At 66.9% G+C, this 18,987-nt stretch carries 14 protein-coding genes and 1 pseudogene; 12 read left to right on the forward strand and 3 right to left on the reverse strand.

What is annotated here, in order from left to right; genetic code table 11:
- The first annotated feature begins 36 nt into the window (after positions 1 to 36).
- The 3 genes from mtrA to lpqB are packed head-to-tail and all read left to right on the forward strand — an operon-like array spanning position 37 to position 4,224.
- Positions 37 to 714, forward strand: a complete 678-nt coding sequence (gene mtrA / locus ACPXCG_RS08060; protein WP_004023513.1) for an MtrAB system response regulator MtrA — start codon at positions 37 to 39, stop codon at positions 712 to 714.
- Positions 711 to 2,459, forward strand: coding sequence for an MtrAB system histidine kinase MtrB (gene mtrB, locus ACPXCG_RS08065; protein WP_425790879.1), 1,749 nt, complete (start codon positions 711 to 713; stop codon positions 2,457 to 2,459). Before mtrA ends, mtrB begins: the two co-directional genes overlap by 4 nt.
- Positions 2,446 to 4,224, forward strand: a complete 1,779-nt coding sequence (lpqB, locus tag ACPXCG_RS08070) for an MtrAB system accessory lipoprotein LpqB (protein ID WP_425790881.1) — start codon at positions 2,446 to 2,448, stop codon at positions 4,222 to 4,224. Before mtrB ends, lpqB begins: the two co-directional genes overlap by 14 nt.
- Before the next feature lie 45 nt (positions 4,225 to 4,269).
- Here lpqB and ACPXCG_RS08075 read toward each other — a convergent pair whose 3' ends face one another.
- Positions 4,270 to 4,965: a ComF family protein gene (locus tag ACPXCG_RS08075; protein ID WP_425790883.1), complete on the reverse strand. Its 696-nt coding sequence runs from the start codon at positions 4,963 to 4,965 to the stop codon at positions 4,270 to 4,272.
- Between the two features lie 560 nt (positions 4,966 to 5,525).
- Between ACPXCG_RS08075 and hpf the strand changes: the two genes are divergently transcribed.
- From hpf to ACPXCG_RS08090, 3 genes are all read left to right on the forward strand, one after another.
- Positions 5,526 to 6,341 carry a ribosome hibernation-promoting factor, HPF/YfiA family gene (hpf, locus tag ACPXCG_RS08080; protein WP_425790885.1) on the forward strand — a complete coding sequence of 272 codons (816 nt, stop codon included), beginning with the start codon at positions 5,526 to 5,528 and terminating at the stop codon, positions 6,339 to 6,341.
- 166 nt (positions 6,342 to 6,507) lie between these two features.
- Positions 6,508 to 9,357 carry a preprotein translocase subunit SecA gene (secA, locus tag ACPXCG_RS08085; protein WP_425790887.1) on the forward strand — a complete coding sequence of 950 codons (2,850 nt, stop codon included), beginning with the start codon at positions 6,508 to 6,510 and terminating at the stop codon, positions 9,355 to 9,357.
- Between the two features lie 50 nt (positions 9,358 to 9,407).
- Positions 9,408 to 9,962: an Rv3235 family protein gene (locus ACPXCG_RS08090; protein WP_425790889.1), complete on the forward strand. Its 555-nt coding sequence runs from the start codon at positions 9,408 to 9,410 to the stop codon at positions 9,960 to 9,962.
- A gap of 20 nt (positions 9,963 to 9,982) precedes the next feature.
- Here ACPXCG_RS08090 and ACPXCG_RS08095 read toward each other — a convergent pair.
- Positions 9,983 to 10,123 (reverse strand): annotated as a pseudogene (locus ACPXCG_RS08095) (2,3-butanediol dehydrogenase); the annotation flags it as partial.
- A gap of 130 nt (positions 10,124 to 10,253) precedes the next feature.
- Here ACPXCG_RS08095 and ACPXCG_RS08100 point away from each other — a divergent pair.
- The 6 genes from ACPXCG_RS08100 (at position 10,254) to ACPXCG_RS08125 (ending at position 17,539) form a co-directional block, all read left to right on the forward strand.
- Positions 10,254 to 11,756 carry a wax ester/triacylglycerol synthase domain-containing protein gene (locus tag ACPXCG_RS08100; protein ID WP_425790891.1) on the forward strand — a complete coding sequence of 501 codons (1,503 nt, stop codon included), beginning with the start codon at positions 10,254 to 10,256 and terminating at the stop codon, positions 11,754 to 11,756.
- Positions 11,757 to 11,875: 119 nt separating this feature from the next.
- Positions 11,876 to 12,442 carry a DUF6912 family protein gene (locus ACPXCG_RS08105; protein ID WP_425790893.1) on the forward strand — a complete coding sequence of 189 codons (567 nt, stop codon included), beginning with the start codon at positions 11,876 to 11,878 and terminating at the stop codon, positions 12,440 to 12,442.
- 113 nt (positions 12,443 to 12,555) lie between these two features.
- Complete coding sequence (locus tag ACPXCG_RS08110; RefSeq protein WP_425790895.1) at positions 12,556 to 13,680, forward strand: ferredoxin reductase; 1,125 nt, start codon at positions 12,556 to 12,558, stop codon at positions 13,678 to 13,680.
- 45 nt (positions 13,681 to 13,725) lie between these two features.
- Positions 13,726 to 14,826, forward strand: a complete 1,101-nt coding sequence (locus ACPXCG_RS08115) for a GNAT family N-acetyltransferase (protein ID WP_425790897.1) — start codon at positions 13,726 to 13,728, stop codon at positions 14,824 to 14,826.
- Positions 14,827 to 14,948: 122 nt separating this feature from the next.
- The gene (locus ACPXCG_RS08120; protein WP_425790899.1) at positions 14,949 to 16,271 is read left to right on the forward strand and encodes a fatty acid desaturase family protein; all 1,323 of its coding nucleotides are present in this window, start codon (positions 14,949 to 14,951) and stop codon (positions 16,269 to 16,271) included.
- Between the two features lie 68 nt (positions 16,272 to 16,339).
- The gene (locus ACPXCG_RS08125) at positions 16,340 to 17,539 is read left to right on the forward strand and encodes a fatty acid desaturase family protein (RefSeq protein ID WP_425790901.1); all 1,200 of its coding nucleotides are present in this window, start codon (positions 16,340 to 16,342) and stop codon (positions 17,537 to 17,539) included.
- Positions 17,540 to 17,686: 147 nt separating this feature from the next.
- Here the strand turns inward: ACPXCG_RS08125 and ACPXCG_RS08130 are convergent, their stop codons facing one another.
- Entirely contained in the window at positions 17,687 to 18,958 is a 1,272-nt protein-coding gene (locus ACPXCG_RS08130) for an MFS transporter (protein ID WP_425790903.1), read from the reverse strand.
- Positions 18,959 to 18,987: the final 29 nt, after the last annotated feature.

Consider the following 18,987-nt stretch of genomic DNA (forward strand, 5'->3'; position numbering starts at 1 on the left):
CCGCGGTTGGGTCACGAAAGTGTCACCATTGTGAACATGAAGCCTCGCATCCTCGTCGTCGACGACGACGCCGCTCTCGCCGAGATGCTGACCATCGTGCTTCGGGGTGAAGGTTTCGAACCGTTCGTGGTCGGCGACGGGACGCAGGCGCTGACCGCGGTACGCGAGATCCGGCCGGACCTCGTCCTCCTCGACCTCATGCTCCCGGGCATGAACGGCATCGACGTGTGCCGGGTACTGCGCGCCGATTCCGGGGTGCCGATCGTGATGCTCACCGCGAAGTCCGACACGGTGGACGTGGTCCTCGGTCTCGAGTCGGGCGCCGACGACTACATGGTCAAGCCTTTCAAGCCGAAGGAACTCGTCGCCCGGGTCCGTGCCCGCCTGCGTCGCACCGACGAGGAGCCCGCGGAGTTGCTCTCGATCGGTCCGGTGGAGATCGACGTGCCGGCACACAAGGTCACCCGCGACGGTGTGCCCATCTCGTTGACCCCGCTGGAGTTCGATCTGCTGGTCGCCCTGGCCCGCAAGCCGCGGCAGGTTTTCACCCGCGACGTCCTGCTGGAACAGGTGTGGGGTTATCGCCACCCGGCGGACACTAGACTCGTCAACGTGCATGTCCAGCGTCTGCGAGCAAAGGTCGAGACCGACCCGGAGAATCCCGAAGTGGTCCTGACGGTGAGGGGGGTCGGCTACAAGGCCGGCCCACCGTGATCGGGAGGCCCCGCCGCCGCGTCAACAGCACCTTCGGGCGCATCACCCGCATCGCAAGCAGTGCCGGTCGAGCCTTCGGCAGAATCTGGCGACGATCACTGCAGCTCCGCGTCGTGGTGTCGACGTTGGTGTTGTCTTTTGTCGTGATCCTGATCCTCGTCTTCGTGCTGATCAGCCAGATCACCGATCGCCTGCTGGACGTCAAACTCACTGCGGCCACCGAGGAGGTGGAACGGGCGCGCGTCTCGGTCGAACGCGACCTCGGCGGCAGCAACGGCAACACCTCGGTCCAGAACCGGCTCCGCCAGACCAGGTCCCTGCTCACGGATCGCGACGTGGACGCCACCGACAGCTCGGGCAGCGTCGGTACCTTCGACACCGTCCTGCTGGTACCCGGCACCGACGACGACGGCGGCGACAGCGGGGTCGGACCGGCCACGGAGATCCCCGACAACCTGCGCGACATGGTCCAGGGCGGCCAGGTCGCCTATCAGTACACCTCGATCCCGACGTCGTCCGGCGGCACCGAACCCGCACTCGTCGTCGGCACGCCGACCAATGCGTCCGTACCCGGCCTGGAGCTGTACCTGGTGTTCCCGCTCACCAGCGAGCAGAACACCGTCGATCTCGTCCGGGGCACGCTGCTGACCGGTGGCGTGGTCCTGCTCGGGCTGCTGGCCGCCATCGCCTGGCTGGTCTCGCGCCAGGTCGTGCAGCCCGTGCGGTCCGCGTCGCGGATCGCGGTGCGCTTCGCCGACGGCCGGCTCAAAGAGCGAATGCCGGTGCGGGGTGAGGACGACATGGCGCGACTTGCCATGTCGTTCAACGACATGGCCGAGAGTCTGTCCAAGCAGATCACGCATCTCGAGGAGTTCGGCGGGCTGCAGCGGCAGTTCACCTCCGACGTGAGTCACGAGCTGCGGACGCCGCTGACGACGGTCCGGATGGCCTCGGACGTGCTGTACGAGGGTCGCGACGACCTGGACCCGGTGCGGAAACGCTCGGTCGAACTTCTCGACAAAGAACTCGACCGCTTCGAGACACTGCTGAACGAGCTCCTCGAGATCTCCCGGCACGACGCGGGCATGGCCGAACTGGCCGCCGAGCGGATGGACATGGCGATTCCGATCGACGGTGCCCTCGCCACGGTCAGCCATCTCGCCGAGGAGACCGGCACCGAGCTCGTCCTCGATCTGCCGGCCGAGCCGGTGATCGCCGAGATCGACCCGCGGCGCGTGGAGAGGATATTGCGCAATCTGCTGGCCAATGCGATCGACCACGGCGAGCGCAACCCGGTCACGCTGACCATGCGCTCGGACGGCGACGCGGTCGCGCTCACCGTCCGCGACCACGGCATAGGCCTCCGTCCAGGTGAAGAGAAACTCGTGTTCAACCGCTTCTGGCGATCCGATCCGTCGCGCTTCCGGCGCTCGGGCGGCACCGGTCTGGGACTGGCGATCAGCATCGAGGACGCCCGGTTGCACCAGGGGCGCCTGGAGGCATGGGGTGAGCCCGGCAAGGGTGCCAGCTTCCGCCTGACGTTGCCGCTGGTGCGGGGGCACAAACTCCTCGGCAGCCCGTTGCCGCTCAAACCGGTCGGGGGTGCGGGCAGGTCGGCGACCGCCACGCGAAGCGCAGCGAAGAGCGCTGCGGTCAGGACCGAAGCGGAAATGGAGCACGACGATCCGTCGTCGTCGTCGCCCGCCGAGCCCGGTCCCGGGGGAGGTGACGGTGCGAACTCCTGATCCGCACTCCGTCCTGCGAGGATCGCGGCGGCGACGACGGCGCTGGCCGTTGGTGGTCGCACTGCTGACGACGTCCATCCTGAGCGCCTGCGGCTCGATCCCGAACAGTTCGTCGCCGCAACCGATCACCGCATTCCAGCGCGAGGGGCCGACCAATGCGGTCCCGGTTCCGCAGTCGGACATGGACCCGGAGTCATTGGTACGGGCGTTCCTCAAGGCGACCGCCGATCCCGAAGAAGGTCATCATGCGGCTCGGAAGTTCTTGACCCCGGCCGCCTCCGAACAGTGGGACGACCGGGGCGACATGCTGGTCGTCGACGAGGTCAATGTGTTCGTCGACCAGCGCAACGAGGACGCGGTGCGACTTCGTCTGATCGGTGACAACGTCGGGACGCTCAAGTCCAACGGCCAGTTGACGCCCGCGACCGGTCGGGTGGAGACGGCATTGACGCTCGTACGTTCCGGCGACCAGTGGCGGATCGACGGCCCGCTGCCCAACGGCACGATGATCGATCGCAGTCAGTTCGATGCCACCTACCGATCGGTGAGCCTGTACTTCACCGACCGGAGCCTCACCCGGCTGGTGGCCGACCCGCGCTGGCTCTACGGCGGCAAGGCGTCGGAGCCGACCGAGCTGATCAACCACCTCATCGCGGGTCAGGCCGCCGACCTCGACGGCTCCGTCGACAGTGGGTTCCCGAACGGTTCCGCGCTGCGGGGGCCCGTGTCACCGTTGTCCGGCGGCGGGGTTCGCGTCGAGCTCACCGGTATCGGCTCGGCGTCCGTTCGTGATCGCACAGTCCTTGCCGCCCAGATCATCTGGACGCTCGACGGCGCCGACATCGGCGGCCCGTACGTGATCAACGCCGACGGCGGCCCACTGATCCCGGAGCGAGCCTCGGGATGGCAGACCACCGATGTGCAGGCCTTCGATCCGACCGCGGTGCCGTCCACCGACGTCGGGCTCAACATCATCCGCTCCGGCGCCCTGCTCAAGGTCACCGACAACGGCACCGTCCCGGTGGGAGGCCCGCTGGGGACCGGACAGGCAGTCCGGTCGGCGACCATCTCGGCGGACGGGCAACGGGTCGCCGCCGCGCTCGCCCACAGCGGCGCAGGTCCACGGCTCGATCTGGCCATCGGTCCGTACGGCGGGGAGATGGGCACGGTGGTGTCCGGGAACTCGATCACCCGCCCGTCCTTCGGCCCCGACGAGAACACGATCTGGACGGTGATCGACGGTCGTCCCGTCGAGTGGGTGCGTGAGGAGTCCGGCGACAGCGACCGGCTGACGACCGTCGACGCGTCCTCGATCGCGACGGTCGCGCGCGGGCCGATCAGCGAGCTGCAGGTGTCGCCCGACGGTGTGCGCGCGGCGTTGCTCGTCGGAGGGCAGGTCGTGTTCGCGGTGGTCTCGACCAACGCCGAGGGTGCGGTTTCGCTGACCAGCCCGCGGATCGCGGCCTACAACATCGGAAATCGCGCGGTCTCGCTGGACTGGGCATCGCCGACGACCCTGATGGTCGCCCGCGATGCGGTGGAGTCGCCGGTCGTGCAGCTCTCGATCAACGGCACGCCCGCGGTCGGCCTGCTCAGCGGCAATCTCTCGCCTCCGGTGCGGGCGGTCGTGGCCGATCAATCCACCGTCTACGCCGGTGACACACGCGGGGTGCTGCGGTTCGGCAGTGCGAACGGCCAGCCCGACCAGTACTGGACGGAGGTCGAGCCGGCGATGGCGCCCGACGTCATCCCGGTCCTGCCCTGATCGCGCTGGCCCGGCCGGGCGCGGTGGTCGCGGGCGCCGGGTTCGTCAGGCGCCCGCCACGACGATCACAGCGTGCAACGCCCAACCATGCCGTGCGAGCACGCGCACCGATTCCGACGCGGTCGCCCCCGTGGTGAGGACGTCGTCGACCAGCAGGATCGTGCCGCGCGGTGCCGCCCGTGTCCTCCGCAGCGTGATCGAACCGGAAAGGTTGCGGACCCGGTGGCGGGCGTCGAGGCCGGCCGAATCGCGGGCTCGTGCCGTGGTGACGAGAAGTTCCGAGACACCTACGCGCGCCCCGAGTCGGGTCGCCGCCACACGTGCGAACGCGGTGACGGGGTCGCCGCCGCGGCGTCGTGCCGAGGAACGCCGCGTGGGCGCCGGGACCAGGGTGAGGTCTCGGGTATCCGGGAACTCGCCCCAGCGCGCGAGGGTGGCGATACCGCGTGCCACCGCTGCGCCCACCGGCACCGTGAGGTCACGCCGGCCCTGTTCCTTCATCGCGATCAGTGCTGCGCGGTAGGGGCCCCGGTAGCGACCCAGCGCCCAGGTGTCCACGCCCACCTCCACACGCGGGCTCAGCGCCACCGGGTCGTCGGAGAGCGTGGCCGCACAGTCGGCACACCAGCGGACGTCGGGCGCCGAGCAGCCACCGCATTCCAGTGGGACGACGAGATCGGAGCCCGACCGGACGATCTCGGCGATGGTCGCCACGGTTCGGCTGCGGCGGTGGACGGACACGGCTCGAGGGTGCCACTGACATGGCCGCCGTACACGCCACCGACGGCGGGGCCGTCCTTCTGTGGACAATCCCTCGCTTGTGTACAACCGCCTGTGTACAACCGCCTGTGCACAACAGTTCCGGGGCCGCCGACATGCCGTACACGACGACGGGGACTTCCGGCCCGACCTCGACGGACATCGCTCATGTTGCGTAGAAACGTGGCCAGTAGGCGAACTTCGGGCTACCGTCGAAGGCACAACAGGTAGCCGCCGCTTTTCGCGAGGAGGTGAGGCCCCTGCTCCTGAGTGTCAGCCGTCGGCTGGCATGGCCACGATTCCTATCCGACAACAGAGTCTCAGCGCGACAACAGGTTTGACGTGCGCGCTATCGGCCCAGACAGGTCTTGCGCCCCGGGACGCCGCGGCACTCCCGCAGGCACGCTCGAGAACTGGCGGTCGATGTGCGTGACGGTCCCACCAGCGGCACCTTGCCGCCCCTACCACGGTGGTCGGATCGGGTTCGCGTCGATGAGATTCCGCGTGGTCGGCCGGGAACCATCAAGAGGAGGAAGTTGTATATGTCAACAGTCATCCACCGCAAAGGCCATCGCGAATCGAAGATCGGTGACGCACGGCCACCCGAGAACGACTCCGAACACGACACCTCGCCCGATTCCTCATCGCTGGACGACCAAGCGTTCGATCCCAGTTTCGCCTTCGTCCGACCACCTGGCACCGTCGATGCCGACGAACCTGCCGAACCCAATGCCAAGGTCGCCATCAGCGGCCGCAACGTCGATATCCCTCAGCATTACCGCGTCTATGTCGGCGACAAGCTCGCTCGGCTCGAGCGGTTCGACCCCGCCATCTTCCGCTTCGACGTCGAGCTGAATCACGAACGCAACCGCAGGCAGTCCAAGGTGTGCCAACAGGTCGAGATCACCGCGATCGGCAAGGGTCCCAAGGCACGCGCGCAGGCGTGCGGCGAGAACTTCTATGCCGCGCTCGAGGGCGCACTCGACAAACTCGAGTCGCGCCTGCGGCGGGTGAAGGACCGTCGTCGCGTCTCCTACGGCAACCGCCGACCGCTCTCGGTCGCCGAGGCCACCGAGGTCGGTGCGCCACCTCTACGGGACAACCAGCTCAGCGCCCAACCCGACGCCGAATCCGGCGACACGGCGGCGTCCTGGGACGACGGGGTGGAGTACCACGACCCGGGCCAGGTGGTGCGTGTCAAGGAACACGAGGCGATCCCGATGTCGGTCGATGACGCCCTCTACGAGATGGAGCTCGTCGGCCACGATTTCTTCTTGTTCCACGACAAGGAGAGTGACAAGCCGTCGGTGGTCTATCGGCGTCACGCCTTCGACTACGGATTGATACGTCTGGCGTGAGGCCGACACCCTGAGGACGCGACTCCTCGGGATGATGACCACGTGCAGGTGATCGGGGCACCGATCAGGTTGCACTAAGACAAGCTGAGTACCATGGAATCCGGCCTGTGCAGGTTGCGGGCCGGATTTCGTGTGTAGTCGACAAGAGTTAGGGACTCGATCCACGGTGCTGAACAAGCTGCTACGCGTCGGCGAAGGCCGGATGGTCAAGCGACTCGGTGCGATCGCATCGCATGTCGAGAGCCTGTCCGACGAGGTCGAGGCACTGACGGACGCCGAGCTGCGCGCCAAGACCGACGAGTTCAAGGAGCGGCACGCCGACGGCGCGGCGCTGGACGAACTGCTCCCCGAGGCCTTCGCGGTCGCCCGCGAGGCGGCCTGGCGGGTGCTCGAGCAGAAGCACTTCCATGTCCAGATCATGGGTGGCGCGGCGCTGCATTACGGGAACATCGCCGAGATGAAGACCGGTGAGGGCAAGACCCTGACCTGTGTGCTGCCGGCCTATCTCAACGCGCTCTCGGGCGACGGCGTCCACGTCGTCACCGTCAACGACTACCTGGCCAAACGTGACTCCGAGTGGATGGGGCGCGTGCATCGCTTCCTCGGGCTCGACACCGCGGTGATCCTCACCGGGATGAACTCCGACCAGCGTCGCGAGGCCTACGCCGCCGACATCACCTATGGCACCAACAACGAGTTCGGCTTCGACTACCTGCGCGACAACATGGCGCACTCGTTGCCCGATCTCGTCCAGCGCGGTCACAACTACGCGATCGTGGACGAGGTCGACTCGATCCTCATCGACGAGGCACGCACGCCGCTGATCATCTCGGGCCCGGCCGAGGGCTCGAGCAAGTGGTACTCCGAGTTCGCCCGGATCGCGCCCCTGCTCGAGAAGGACCTGCACTACGAGGTCGACATCAAGAAGAAGACGATCGGTGTGCACGAGGCCGGCGTCGAGTTCGTCGAGGACCAGCTCGGCATCGACAATCTGTACGAGGCCGCCAATTCGCCCCTGGTGAGCTACCTCAACAACTCGATCAAGGTCAAGGAACTCTTCTACAAGGACAAGGACTACATCGTCCGCAACGGCGAAGTCCTCATCGTCGACGAGTTCACCGGTCGTGTGCTGGACGGACGCCGGTTCAACGAGGGTCTGCACCAGGCGATCGAGGCGAAAGAACACGTCGAGATCAAGGCCGAGAACCAGACCCTGGCCACGATCACGCTCCAGAACTACTTCCGCATGTACGACAAGCTCGCCGGGATGACGGGTACGGCCGAGACCGAGGCCGCGGAGTTCGATCAGATCTACAAGCTGGGTGTGCTGCCCATCCCGACGAACAAGCCGATGGTTCGCAAGGACCAGGTCGACCTCATCTACAAGACCGAAGAGGCGAAGTTCGACGCCGTCGTCGACGACATCACCGAGAGCCACGAGAAGGGCCAGCCGGTCCTCATCGGCACCACCAGCGTCGAGCGGTCGGAGTATCTGTCCCGGCAGCTCACCAAGCGCGGCATCCCGCACAACGTGCTGAACGCCAAGTTCCATGAGCAGGAGGCACAGATCATTGCCGAGGCCGGCCGTACCGGTGCGGTGACCGTGGCCACCAACATGGCCGGTCGTGGTACCGACGTCGTGCTCGGCGGCAACCCGGACATCATCGCCGACGCCCGCCTGCGCAAGGCGGGACTGGACCCGGTCAACACCCCGGACCAGTACGAGGAGGCGTGGCCGGAGGCCATCGAGGTCGCCCGTCGGGCCGCAGCAGAAGAGGCGGAGGCGGTCAAGGAGGCCGGCGGTCTCTACGTCCTGGGCACCGAACGCCACGAATCGCGCCGTATCGACAACCAGTTGCGCGGACGTTCGGGTCGCCAGGGCGACCCCGGCGAGTCCCGGTTCTATCTCTCACTCGGTGACGAACTCATGCGGCGGTTCAACGGTGCCGCACTCGAGTCGATCATGAACCGCGTGAACCTGCCCGACGACGTGCCGATCGAGGCGAAGATGGTCACCAAGGCCATCCGGAGCGCGCAGACGCAGGTCGAGCAGCAGAACTTCGAGGTCCGCAAGAACGTCCTCAAGTACGACGAGGTGATGAACGAGCAGCGCAAGGTCATCTACGGGGAGCGCCGCACCATCCTCGAGGGTGAGGATCACCGAGCCGAGGTGCAGACCATGATCGACGATGTGGTCGGCGCCTACGTGGAGGGTGCCACCGCCGAGGGCTATGCCGAGGACTGGGACCTCGACGAGCTCTGGAACGCCTTGAGCACGCTTTATCCGATCGACCTCGATCCCAAGAAGGTCGTCGGTGAGAACGAGTTCGGCGAACGTGACGACGTCGACGCCGACGAGCTCAAAGAGATTCTGGTGGGCGATGCGCACCAGGCCTACGAGGCGCGCGAGACCGAGATCGAGGAGATCGCCGGCGACGGTGCCATGCGCCAGCTCGAGCGCACCATCCTGCTGACGGTCCTCGACCGCAAATGGCAGGACCACCTCTACGAGATGGACTACCTCCGTGAGGGCATCCACCTCCGGTCGATGGCCCAGCGCGATCCGGTCGTGGAGTACCAGCGCGAGGGCTTCGACATGTTCAGCGGGATGCTCGAGGGGCTCAAGGAGGAGACGCTGCAGTTCCTCTACAACGTCCAGGTGCAGACCGAGCAGGCGGAGCCGGCCGCTGCGCCGACACCCGCGCCGGTTGCTGCACCCGCGGCCCCCGCATACGTGGGTGCCGGCAACGGCGGGGCGCCCGCACCCTCACCGGTGGGTGAGGAGCAGGAGGTTCCCGCTGCACTGCGTGCGGTGGGCGTCGAGCAGCCCGAGGTCCCGATGACGTACTCGGGTCCGTCGGAGGGTGGCGGGACCGAGACCCATTCCGAGGAAGAGGAACACGAGGACCCGGCGCTGGTGTCGGCGAGCCGTCGCGAACGTAGGGCCGCCGCACGCGACAACTCGAAGGGCAACAGCCGCGCCAAGCCGCCGAAGTCCAAGAAGAAGCGTCGCTGACACGACCTCGGCGGATTCGTCCGGCGTGAAGGGAACCGGTCGCAGGTCCGGTGCGTCCGATACTCATGGAGACGCCTCGAGTCCTGATCCGCCCCGCTCCGCCGTACGAACCGCCGGTTCGGTCCGCGGAGGCTGACCGGCCGTCCGCGCCGCCGGCGCCGGCCGGTGTGCGGCGGCGGGAAGCAATCAACGGGTCGGCGAGGGCCGTCGAGGCGAGACGTTTCGCGGTCGGCACCGTGACCCTGGTCCTCGAGGTGCTCGATCGTCGGCGCGGAGTGAATCAGCTCGACGGCGTCGTCACGCAGCAGTTGCTCGCGGAGCTGACGGCGCTCGCCCGTGTCCACGGTCCGGTACGGCCGTCCTCTGGCGCACCGCCTCACGTCATGGACAACGCGGCGACCCTGCGCCGGGTCCATGTACAGATGCGTGGGCCGGGCGCTGCCGAGGTGTTCGGCAGTTGTCGTCGTGGCGAACGGGTTCGCGCATTCGCCGCACGCATCGAGCAATTGCCGTGCCGGGTCCGGGTTGCGCCGGGCCGCTACCGGCCGGCGCTGCCACGAAACGTCGAATATCGTTGGCAACTGGTTGATTTCACCATCGTCTGATCGGCGCTGCCTGGCGATGGTCAGTCCGCTGACACACCGGCGCCGGACGACGTGACGAGGATCTTCAGCGCGGTCTCGTTGCGATGGATCAACGTGTCGAATCGCTCGCCGACGGGATTCTCGAGGCCGGTGCGGCCGGTGATGAACGGTGCCAGGTCGACCTACGGTGCGTTCGCACCGCTGGTCGGTGTGCTGTTCGAGCCCATTTCCCGGGGCCGCGGTCGGTCACCGGTTGCAGGCGGACGCCGCATCCGACGGGCGAGACGAGCTGAGGCAACTAGGATCGTCCTCGTGGTGAACCGGCTCTCCGCGCATGACGCGATGTTCTACTTCCTCGACGAGTCGGGTTCCACGACGCATCTGGGAGCTCTCCTGGTGATCGACCCGAGCCACACGGAGAAACGTGGCGGCACAGGCGCTTCCCGTACGAGGAAGGCGCCGACGGCCACAGCGGGCGGAGCGGGTTCGGACGACAGGCCGCCGGCCCCGGTCCTGGACTATTCGCGCCTGGTCGCGCTGGTGGAGAATCGCCTTCAGCTGGTCCCGCGCTACCGCCAGATCATCCGTGAGGTGACGCTCGGCTTGGCCAGGCCGGTGTGGGTCGACGACCGCGACTTCGACATCAACTTCCACATCCGCCGCTCCGGTCTCCCTCGACCGGGCGACACCGTCCAGTTGCAGGACCTCATCGCCAGGGTCATGTCGCGTCCTCTCGATCGCACGCGGCCGCTCTGGGAGATGTACCTCATCGAGGGCCTGCCCGACGGCAAGCTCGCGATCCTCACGAAAACCCACCGATGCATGGTCGACGCCCACGACGCTCTGGAGATCAGCGAGGTGATCTGCGACGACACCCGTACGGTCGAGCCGTTGCCCGAAGATCTCTGGATGCCCGGCTCGCCCCCGGGCAGCGCCAATCTCGCGCTCGGTGCCATCGCCGAGGCACTGTCGCGGCCGGGTGACCTGGTCGATTCGCTGGTGCACAACAACTCCATCGTCGGGGACCTCCGATCGACGGCCGAAGGCACTCTCCGCCGGGTCGGGAGTGTGCTCCAGCAGATGACCGACTCCGCGCCCCAGAGTCGGTTGAACAGTTCGACCACGTCCACCCGGACCTTCGCGGTCGCCTCGGTACCGCGGCGCGGGTGTGCCAAGATCGCCGATCGCTACGACTGCACCGTCAACGACGTCGAGCTCGCCATCATCTCTGGCGCGATGCGCAGGTGGATGCTCTCCTACGATGAGTCGGTGGAAGCCGGCGACACCGTTCGCGTCGTCCTGCCCTTGTCGGCGCGCGACCCGGCTGTGGAGCGACGGGTCGACGCCGATGGACGCTGGATCACCGTCGGCAAGGCCAGTTTTGTCACGGATCTGCCTGTGGGCGAGGATAATCCGGCCGTTCGGCTCGCCCAGGTCGCCGGCCTGGCCAATCGGTATTCGCAGTCGTCACGGCGGCTCTCGATGGGCCCGCGGCCGCTGCTTCCCGAGCTCGGTGTGGTGCCCTTCCCCGAGTTCAGTTCGCGGGCGTTCCGCAGTCTGAACAGACGCAATTACAACGTGCCGGTCGGGATGGGGACCCTGCCGGTGGCCGGGCGTTACGTCGCCGGCTGCCCGGTGGTGGAGGTGTACGCGATCCCGGCACTCATGGCCCAACGGGCCCTCGCGATCAGCGTCGTCGACTACCGCAACAGCCTCCGGTTCGCCTTCATCGCGGATCGGGGGGTGCTGAGCGATCTGCCGGCGATGACCGACTACGTGACGGAGGCCTATGAGGAACTCGAGGCGACCAAGTGATCGACGCCGGCGTCCGCGCAGGTCGGTGACCGGCGCGTCCGCCGAACAGCCGCTTCGGCGGATAGGGTTGGCCGAGTTGTGTGAACGAGTTGTGGTGAACGGGTGAGGGGACGGTTGCGATGCGGGTCTATCTGCCGGCGACACTGACCATGCTGATCGAGCTCAGTGAGAGCGGGGAGTTCCGGGCCATCGGTGGGACGGGATTCGCCCTCACCCCGGCGTTGCGTGAATCGTTTCTCTCCGGCGACGACGAGGAGTTGGCCGAGGTGGCGATGCGTGAGGCGGCGCGTGCGTCGCTGCGACTGCTCGCCGGTGAGACGCCCGAACCCGGTGACCTCGACGGCGACGCGGACCTCGGCGAGGACGAGCGCACCCCGAAAGCCGGAGACACGCCCAGACTCCCGCCCCGCCGCGCGGTGGTCGCCGCGGACGTCGACGATGTCGGTCTGCGTCCGGACCTCGACGACGCGGTGGTCAAGATCAGTGGACCGGTCGCGCTGCGCGACATCGCGTCCGTCCACGTCGACGTCGCCGAGGCCGAGGACAAGGTCCGGGCCGCCGTTGTGGTGATCGACGCCGCCGACCTCGGTGATCAGGACGCCGAGCTCGCAGTCGGTGACGTGGAGGACTTCGACCTCGCCTGGTACGCCACGCAGGAACTTCCGTTTCTGCTCGAGTTGCTCTGATCCTGCCCGAGTCGCTCTGACCATCTGCGCGAGCGCAACCGCCGTCGCGTAACCTACGGAAGCGTAGGTTGTCGACGCGCGGCCCCCGGGCACGCGAGTGAGGTGGTGCTCAGGTGGGTTGGCTCGAACGATTCGAGGAACCGGTGGCCGATGTCGCCGCGCGCAGTCGCGGTGCGCAATGGGCCCGGGCGGCGTTCGCGCGGATCACCACTCCGCTGTTGCCCGACGACTACCTGCATCTGGCCAACCCGCTCTGGTCGGCCCGCGAACTGCGCGGAAAGGTCGTCTCGGTGACATCGGAGACCGAGGACTCGGCGACCATCCGCATCCGCCCCGGCTGGGGCTTCTCCCTTGATTACCGCCCCGGCCAATACGTCGGGATCGGCGTCCTGATGGAGGGGCGATGGACCTGGCGGTCGTACTCGCTGACCTCAGCGCCGATCGGGTCGGGCGACGGCGTCGACGGCAAGACCATCACGATCACGGTGAAGGCGATGCCCGAGGGTTTTCTCTCGTCGCACCTGGTGAACGGTCTGCAGCCGGGCACCGTGGTCCGCTTGGCGGCGCCGGCCGGCGAGTTCGTCCTGCCGGAGCCGTTGCCGGCGAAGATCCTCTTCGTGACCGCCGGGAGCGGCATCACGCCCATCATGTCGATGCTGCGGATGGTGCGCCACCGCGGGCAGCGCGCGGACATCCGCGTGATCCACTCGACCCCCACACCCGCCGACCTGCTGTTCGGGGACGAACTGGCGACCATGGCCGCCGACGGTGTGGTCGACCTGCACATCCAGTACACGCGCACCGACGGCAAGGTGACGCCGGCACGACTCGCGGACCTGGCGCCGGATTGGCTCGAGCGGGAGACGTGGGCGTGCGGGCCGGTTTCGTTCCTGGACGCCGTGCACCGGATGTATGCCGATGCCGGGACGGACGACCACCTGCACATCGAGCGGTTCGCCCTCGAACGCGGCGCGGTAGGTGCCGAGGGCGGGACCGTGACCTTCGGCCGGTCGGGACGGACCGCCGAGATCGACGGCGCGACGACGTTGCTCGAGGCGGGCGAATCCGCAGGTGTGATGATGCCGTTCGGTTGCCGGATGGGGATCTGCCAGAGCTGCGTCGTGATGCTGGACAAAGGGTGTGTGCGCGATCTGCGGTCGGGGACCGAGCACGTCGAGGGTGAACGGATCCAGACGTGTATCAGTGCAGCGGCCGGGGACTGCACACTCGGCGTATGACCGGTCTGACCGGTTAGGCTGACCGCGTGAACACTGCTGTGCGGAGTGAGTCGGGTGCCCGCTGAACCCTCGTGGTCGCCCGATGTCCCGGTCCTGACCGACGGAGTCGTGACGCTGCGTGCGCATCGATCGACGGATGTCGGCCGGATCGTCGAGATGGCGACCGACCCCCAGATGATCCGCTGGACCCGGGTACCCACCCCGTACGCACGTGGCGACGCCGAGCAGTTCGCGCTCGCAGACATCCCACGTGGATGGGATGAGGGAACCGCGATGGGCTGGGCCATCGACCACGGCGATCGGTACGTCGGCAACGTCGACATCCGCGGCGCCGGTGCGATCGCCGACATCGGTTTCGCGCTCCATCCCGATGCCCGTGGTCTCGGTGTGATGCAGCATTCGGTTCGGCTGGCGGTCGATCACGCATTCGGTGTCGGCAAGCGAGTGGTGCGGTGGCAGGCGGCAGCGGGCAATCTCGCCAGTCTCCGGGTCGCCCACGCTTGCGGATTCACTCTCGACGCCGTCGTCCGGGACGGGGTCGAGATCCGTGGCACGATCTGCGACACATGGGTGGGCAGCTTACGTGCCGACGATCCCCTCACTCCGAAGACCACTTGGTGCGCAAGCACTTTCGAGACCGAGCGATTTCGGTTGCGGCCACTGCTGGAGTCCGATGATGAACGGATTCGAGAGACGCTCGACGACCCGGTCTCTCGGAAGTACCTCTTCGGGCGGCCGGTTCCCCTGACTCTCGAGCATGCCGCCGCCGAGCGACAGCGCAAGTGGTGGACGGCTGCGCGTGGCGAGACGTGCACGTGGGTGGTGGCCGATCTGGCGACCGACACCTACCTCGGCGACATCACCCTCCTCGGCATCGACGAGGTGACCGGCGCCGAGGCCGGCTTCTACACGCATCCCGATGCGCGAGGCAGCGGTGTCCTGGCCGAGGCCTTTCCCGCCGTCGTGGATCACGCGTTCGGCGTCATGGGCATGCGCCGTTTGACGATGTTCGCAGCGGCGAGCAACAGGGGCTCGAAGTCACTGGCGCAATCGGCCGGATTCCGAGAGTTCGGCACCCAGGAACTCGCGGCGAGTTCTGCCGGCGTCTTCGAGGACCTCATCGGGTTCGAGCTGCTCTGCGACTGACCCCCGAGTGGGTTGGGTCACATTCCCCCGGTGAACCCCGGCAGAGGGTGGACAGGACCGCGCCGCTCAACCTACGCTTGCGTAAGTTACGGTTTGGTAGGTCGATGCGAACGGGAGCACACATGGCGATTACCGACATCCCCGAGTACGCGCACCTCACCGAGGTGGAGATCGAGGCACTCGGCGCGGAGCTCGACGCGATCCGCGCCGACATCGAGGCCGATCGCGGTGAGCGCGACGCGCGCTATCTCCGCAACACCATCCGCTTCCAGCGCGGTCTGGAGCTCGCCGGCCGGGCGCTGATCTTCGGTTCGTCGAAGCGCTCGATGTGGTGGGCGGGTGCGGGAGCACTCGGCGTCGCCAAGATCGTCGAGAACATGGAACTCGGACACAACGTGATGCACGGGCAGTGGGATTGGATGAACGATCCCGAGGTGCACTCGACGACCTGGGAGTGGGACAACACCGGCCCGTCGGCGCACTGGAAGCACACCCACAACTACATCCATCACAAGTACACGAACGTCCTCGGGATGGACGACGACGTGGGCTACGGCCTGCTGCGCGTCACGCGCGACCAGCGCTGGCGGCCGTTCTACCTCGGCAACCTCTTCTACAACACGGTGCTGGCCGCGGGCTTCGAATACGGTGTCGCCGCACAGCATCTCGAGCTGGCCAAGAAGCGCAAGACGCCCGAGGCCAAAGAGCAGTTCCACCGCGACCTCGCCGACGTCGGCAAGAAGGTCGGCAAGCAGGTCGTCAAGGACTACGCGGTGTATCCGGCGCTGGTGGCCGGGGCGACCGGCCGGAGCGTCGGCGTGGGACAAGCCTTCCGCAAGGCGCTGACGGCGAACCTGATGGGCAATTTCATCCGCAACGTGTGGACCAACGCGGTCATCTTCTGCGGCCATTTTCCCGACGGTGCCGAGAAGTTCACCAAGCAGGACGTCGACAGTGAGACGCAGGGCGAGTGGTATCTGCGACAGATGCTGGGCAGTGCGAACTTCCGCAGCGGCCCGGTGCTGGCATTCATGAGCGGGAATCTGTCCTACCAGATCGAGCACCACATCTTCCCCGACCTCCCCAGCAACCGGCTCGCCGAGATCTCGGTGCGCGTGCGGGCGTTGTGCGAGAAGTACGACCTCCCGTACACCACGGGTTCGTTCCCGGTGCAGTACGCGAAATCGTGGCGCACCATCGCGAAGCTGTCGCTGCCGAACAAGTACCTCAAGGCGACCGTCGACGATGCGCCGGAGACGGCCTCCGAGCGTCGGTTCAAGCAGGGACTCCCGGAAGGCGCGCGGCTGATGGCGTCGGTCGATTCCGAGACCGGTCGCCGACGCGGCCTGCGTTCGGCCATCCGGACGCTGCGTCGTCGAGGACGGCGCGCCGACGTGTCTGCCGCGCGAACCGAGGTGCACCTCCAGCAGCGTCCGGCGGCCTGACCCTCGGTGATGTGTGGGGGCCGAGGTCCGTGGACCGTCCATTCGCTGCACGGGCATAATGGGTGCCGATGGCCATAACCGACATCAATGCCTACGCCCATCTGAGTGATGCGGACGTCGAGGCATTGGGCGCTGAACTCGATGCACTTCGACGTGAGATCGAAGCCGATCGAGGCGTTCGTGATGTCCGCTACCTGCGTCGGACGATCTTCGCCCACCGTGCGCTCGAGGTGGCCGGTCGGCTTGCGTTGTTCGGCAGTCACAAGCGTTCGCTGTGGTTGCTGGGGACCGGTGCGCTGGCCCTTTCCAAGATCATCGAGAACATGGAGCTCGGGCACAATGTGATGCACGGGCAATGGGATTGGATGAATGATCCCGAGGTCCACTCCACGACGTGGGAGTGGGACATGGTGTGCGCGTCCCCGCATTGGAAGCACTCGCACAACTACATCCACCACAAGTACACCAACGTGGTCGGGATGGATCACGACGTCGGTTACAAGATCCTCCGCGTGACTCGCGACGAGCCGTGGGAGCCGCGGCGCATCCTGCAGCCGGTGTTCAACCTCGTCCTCGCCGCAACCTTCGAGTGGGGAATCGGACTGCACGACCTCGAACTCAAAGAGGTCATCAACGGCACGAAGCCGAAAGACGTTGCAGTACCTCAGATCAAGGTGTTCCTGCGCAAGATCGGCAAGCAGGTCGGCAAGGACTACGTACTGTTCCCGGCACTGACCGGTCCGAACTATGTGCACACCTTGACCGCGAACCTCAGTGCGAATCTGATCCGCAACCTCTGGGCGTACGTGGTCATCTTCTGCGGTCATTTCCCGGATGGCGCAGAGAAGTTCACCGTCGATTCACTCACCGACGAGACACCCGGACAGTGGTATCTCCGGCAGATGCTCGGTACCGCCAATTTCGACGCGGGCCCGGCGACGGCCTTCCTGAGCGGCAATCTCTGTTATCAGATCGAGCATCACCTCTATCCGGACCTGCCCAGTAACCGCTACGCCGACATCGGTGTGCGGGTGCGCGAACTGTGTGACAAGTACGATCTGCCCTATACGACCGGTTCACTGTTCGTGCAGTACCTGCAGACACTGCGCACCATCAACAAACTCGCGTTGCCCGATCGGTTCCTTCGTGACACCGCCGACGACGCGCCGGAGACGGCGTCGGAGCGACGCTTCGCCGGTATGCCACGGACCCGCGGGCTGAAGACCGCCATTGCCGATCTGCGGCGAAAGAAGCTGTCGCGTAGGTGATCTCGATACCGACCGGCGAGGCGCGACTTCCGCTGGTTGAGTAGTCGCCGAGCCCGCCCCGGCTGGTTGAATAGCCGGCGAGCCCTCCCCCTGCTGGTTGAGTAGCCTGCGAGCGGCAGCGAGTCGGCGTATCGAAACCGCGAACCGTCAGCCCCGAACCGCCCCACGCAATTCGGCATGAGCGGCCCGGCCTTGGAGCGGATGGCCACGTTCGGTCCACGAGAAGATCGCCCAGGTCGCGAGCCCGACAATCGCCGATCCCGTCCCGATCGTGCAGACGAGGGGCCAGCCGCCCGCCTGGTACGCCAAGCCACCGACCGTCGAGCCGATCACGCCACCCGCGAAGTACGCCACCATGTAGGCCGTGGTCAGTCGCGAACGAGCTTGGCCGTCAAGCGAATACACGCCGGTCTGATTGGCCAGCTGGACGCCCTGGACGCCGAAATCGAAGATGAGCAGGGCGATCACCAGCACCACGACGTGATGTGCACCGGCCCACAGCAGGACCCATCCGGCGATCTGCGCGCCCCACACGCCGTACTGGGTGTGACGCAGATAGCCTCGGTCGGCCAGCTTGCCGACGACGGGCGCAATCAGCGCACCCGCCACCCCGGCGAGTCCGAACAGGCCGATCTCCGCCTCCGAGTACGAATAGCTCGAGTCACCCGCGCCGGCCAGCAGGAAGGCGATCGCGGTCCACATGCAACTGAAGGCCGCCATGCTGAGCCCACCCAGGAACATGCGGTGCCGCAACACGTCGTGGGTGCGCACGAGGGTCAGGATCGACCGGAGGACCTGGGGATAGCTCTGACCCGATCCGGCGGCCTCGGGCCGCGCTTCGGGAGCGCGGAACCAGACCGCCACCGCCATCGCCACCTGTAGTCCCGCGGCGACGAACAGGATCGCCCGCCAGCCGCCGACCTCGGCGACCAGTCCGCTGAGGACCCGGGAGGACAGGATGCCGATGAGCAGTCCGCTCATCACGTTCCCGACGACCGCGCCGCGCTCGTTCGGTGCCGCGATCGCGGCCGCCCACGGCACCACGACCTGTGCGGCCGATGCCGACACCCCGACCGCGAACACCATCGTCACCAGGCCTCCGTACGCGGGCATCAGGCCTGCGGCCACCAGGGCGAGGCACGACACGGCGAGGAGACCGGTCACCAGTCGGCGGCGGTTGACGAAGTCGCCGAGCGGGACGACGAAGGCGAGGCCGAGCAGGTAACCGATCTGGGTGACCGCGATCAGCAAACCCGCCGTCGCGGTCGAGATCGAGAAGTCGACGCTGATCTCGTGCAGGAGCGGTTGCAGGTAGTAGAGACAGCCGGCCGATGAACCCGCAGTCACCGCGAACAGGAAGACCACGACGCGACTGAGGTGGGTCTGTGCTCGGACGGGGACAGAGATGGTGGTGGCCATCTGAACATTGTCCGGCTGCCAAGCTCTCA

The sequence above is a fragment of the Gordonia sp. DT218 genome (assembly GCF_049847105.1).
GTDB lineage: Bacteria > Actinomycetota > Actinomycetes > Mycobacteriales > Mycobacteriaceae > Gordonia.

What these genes read in the sequence shown, in the direction of transcription:
- mtrA (WP_004023513.1), top strand. Translation starts at nt 37, where the DNA reads ATGAAGCCTCGCATCCTCGTCGTCGACGACGACGCCGCTCTCGCCGAG.
- hpf (WP_425790885.1), top strand. Translation starts at nt 5,526, where the DNA reads ATGTCAACAGTCATCCACCGCAAAGGCCATCGCGAATCGAAGATCGGT.
- ACPXCG_RS08105 (WP_425790893.1), top strand. Translation starts at nt 11,876, where the DNA reads ATGCGGGTCTATCTGCCGGCGACACTGACCATGCTGATCGAGCTCAGT.
- ACPXCG_RS08120 (WP_425790899.1), top strand. Translation starts at nt 14,949, where the DNA reads ATGGCGATTACCGACATCCCCGAGTACGCGCACCTCACCGAGGTGGAG.
- ACPXCG_RS08125 (WP_425790901.1), top strand. Translation starts at nt 16,340, where the DNA reads ATGGCCATAACCGACATCAATGCCTACGCCCATCTGAGTGATGCGGAC.
- ACPXCG_RS08130 (WP_425790903.1), bottom strand. Translation starts at nt 18,958, where the DNA reads ATGGCCACCACCATCTCTGTCCCCGTCCGAGCACAGACCCACCTCAGT.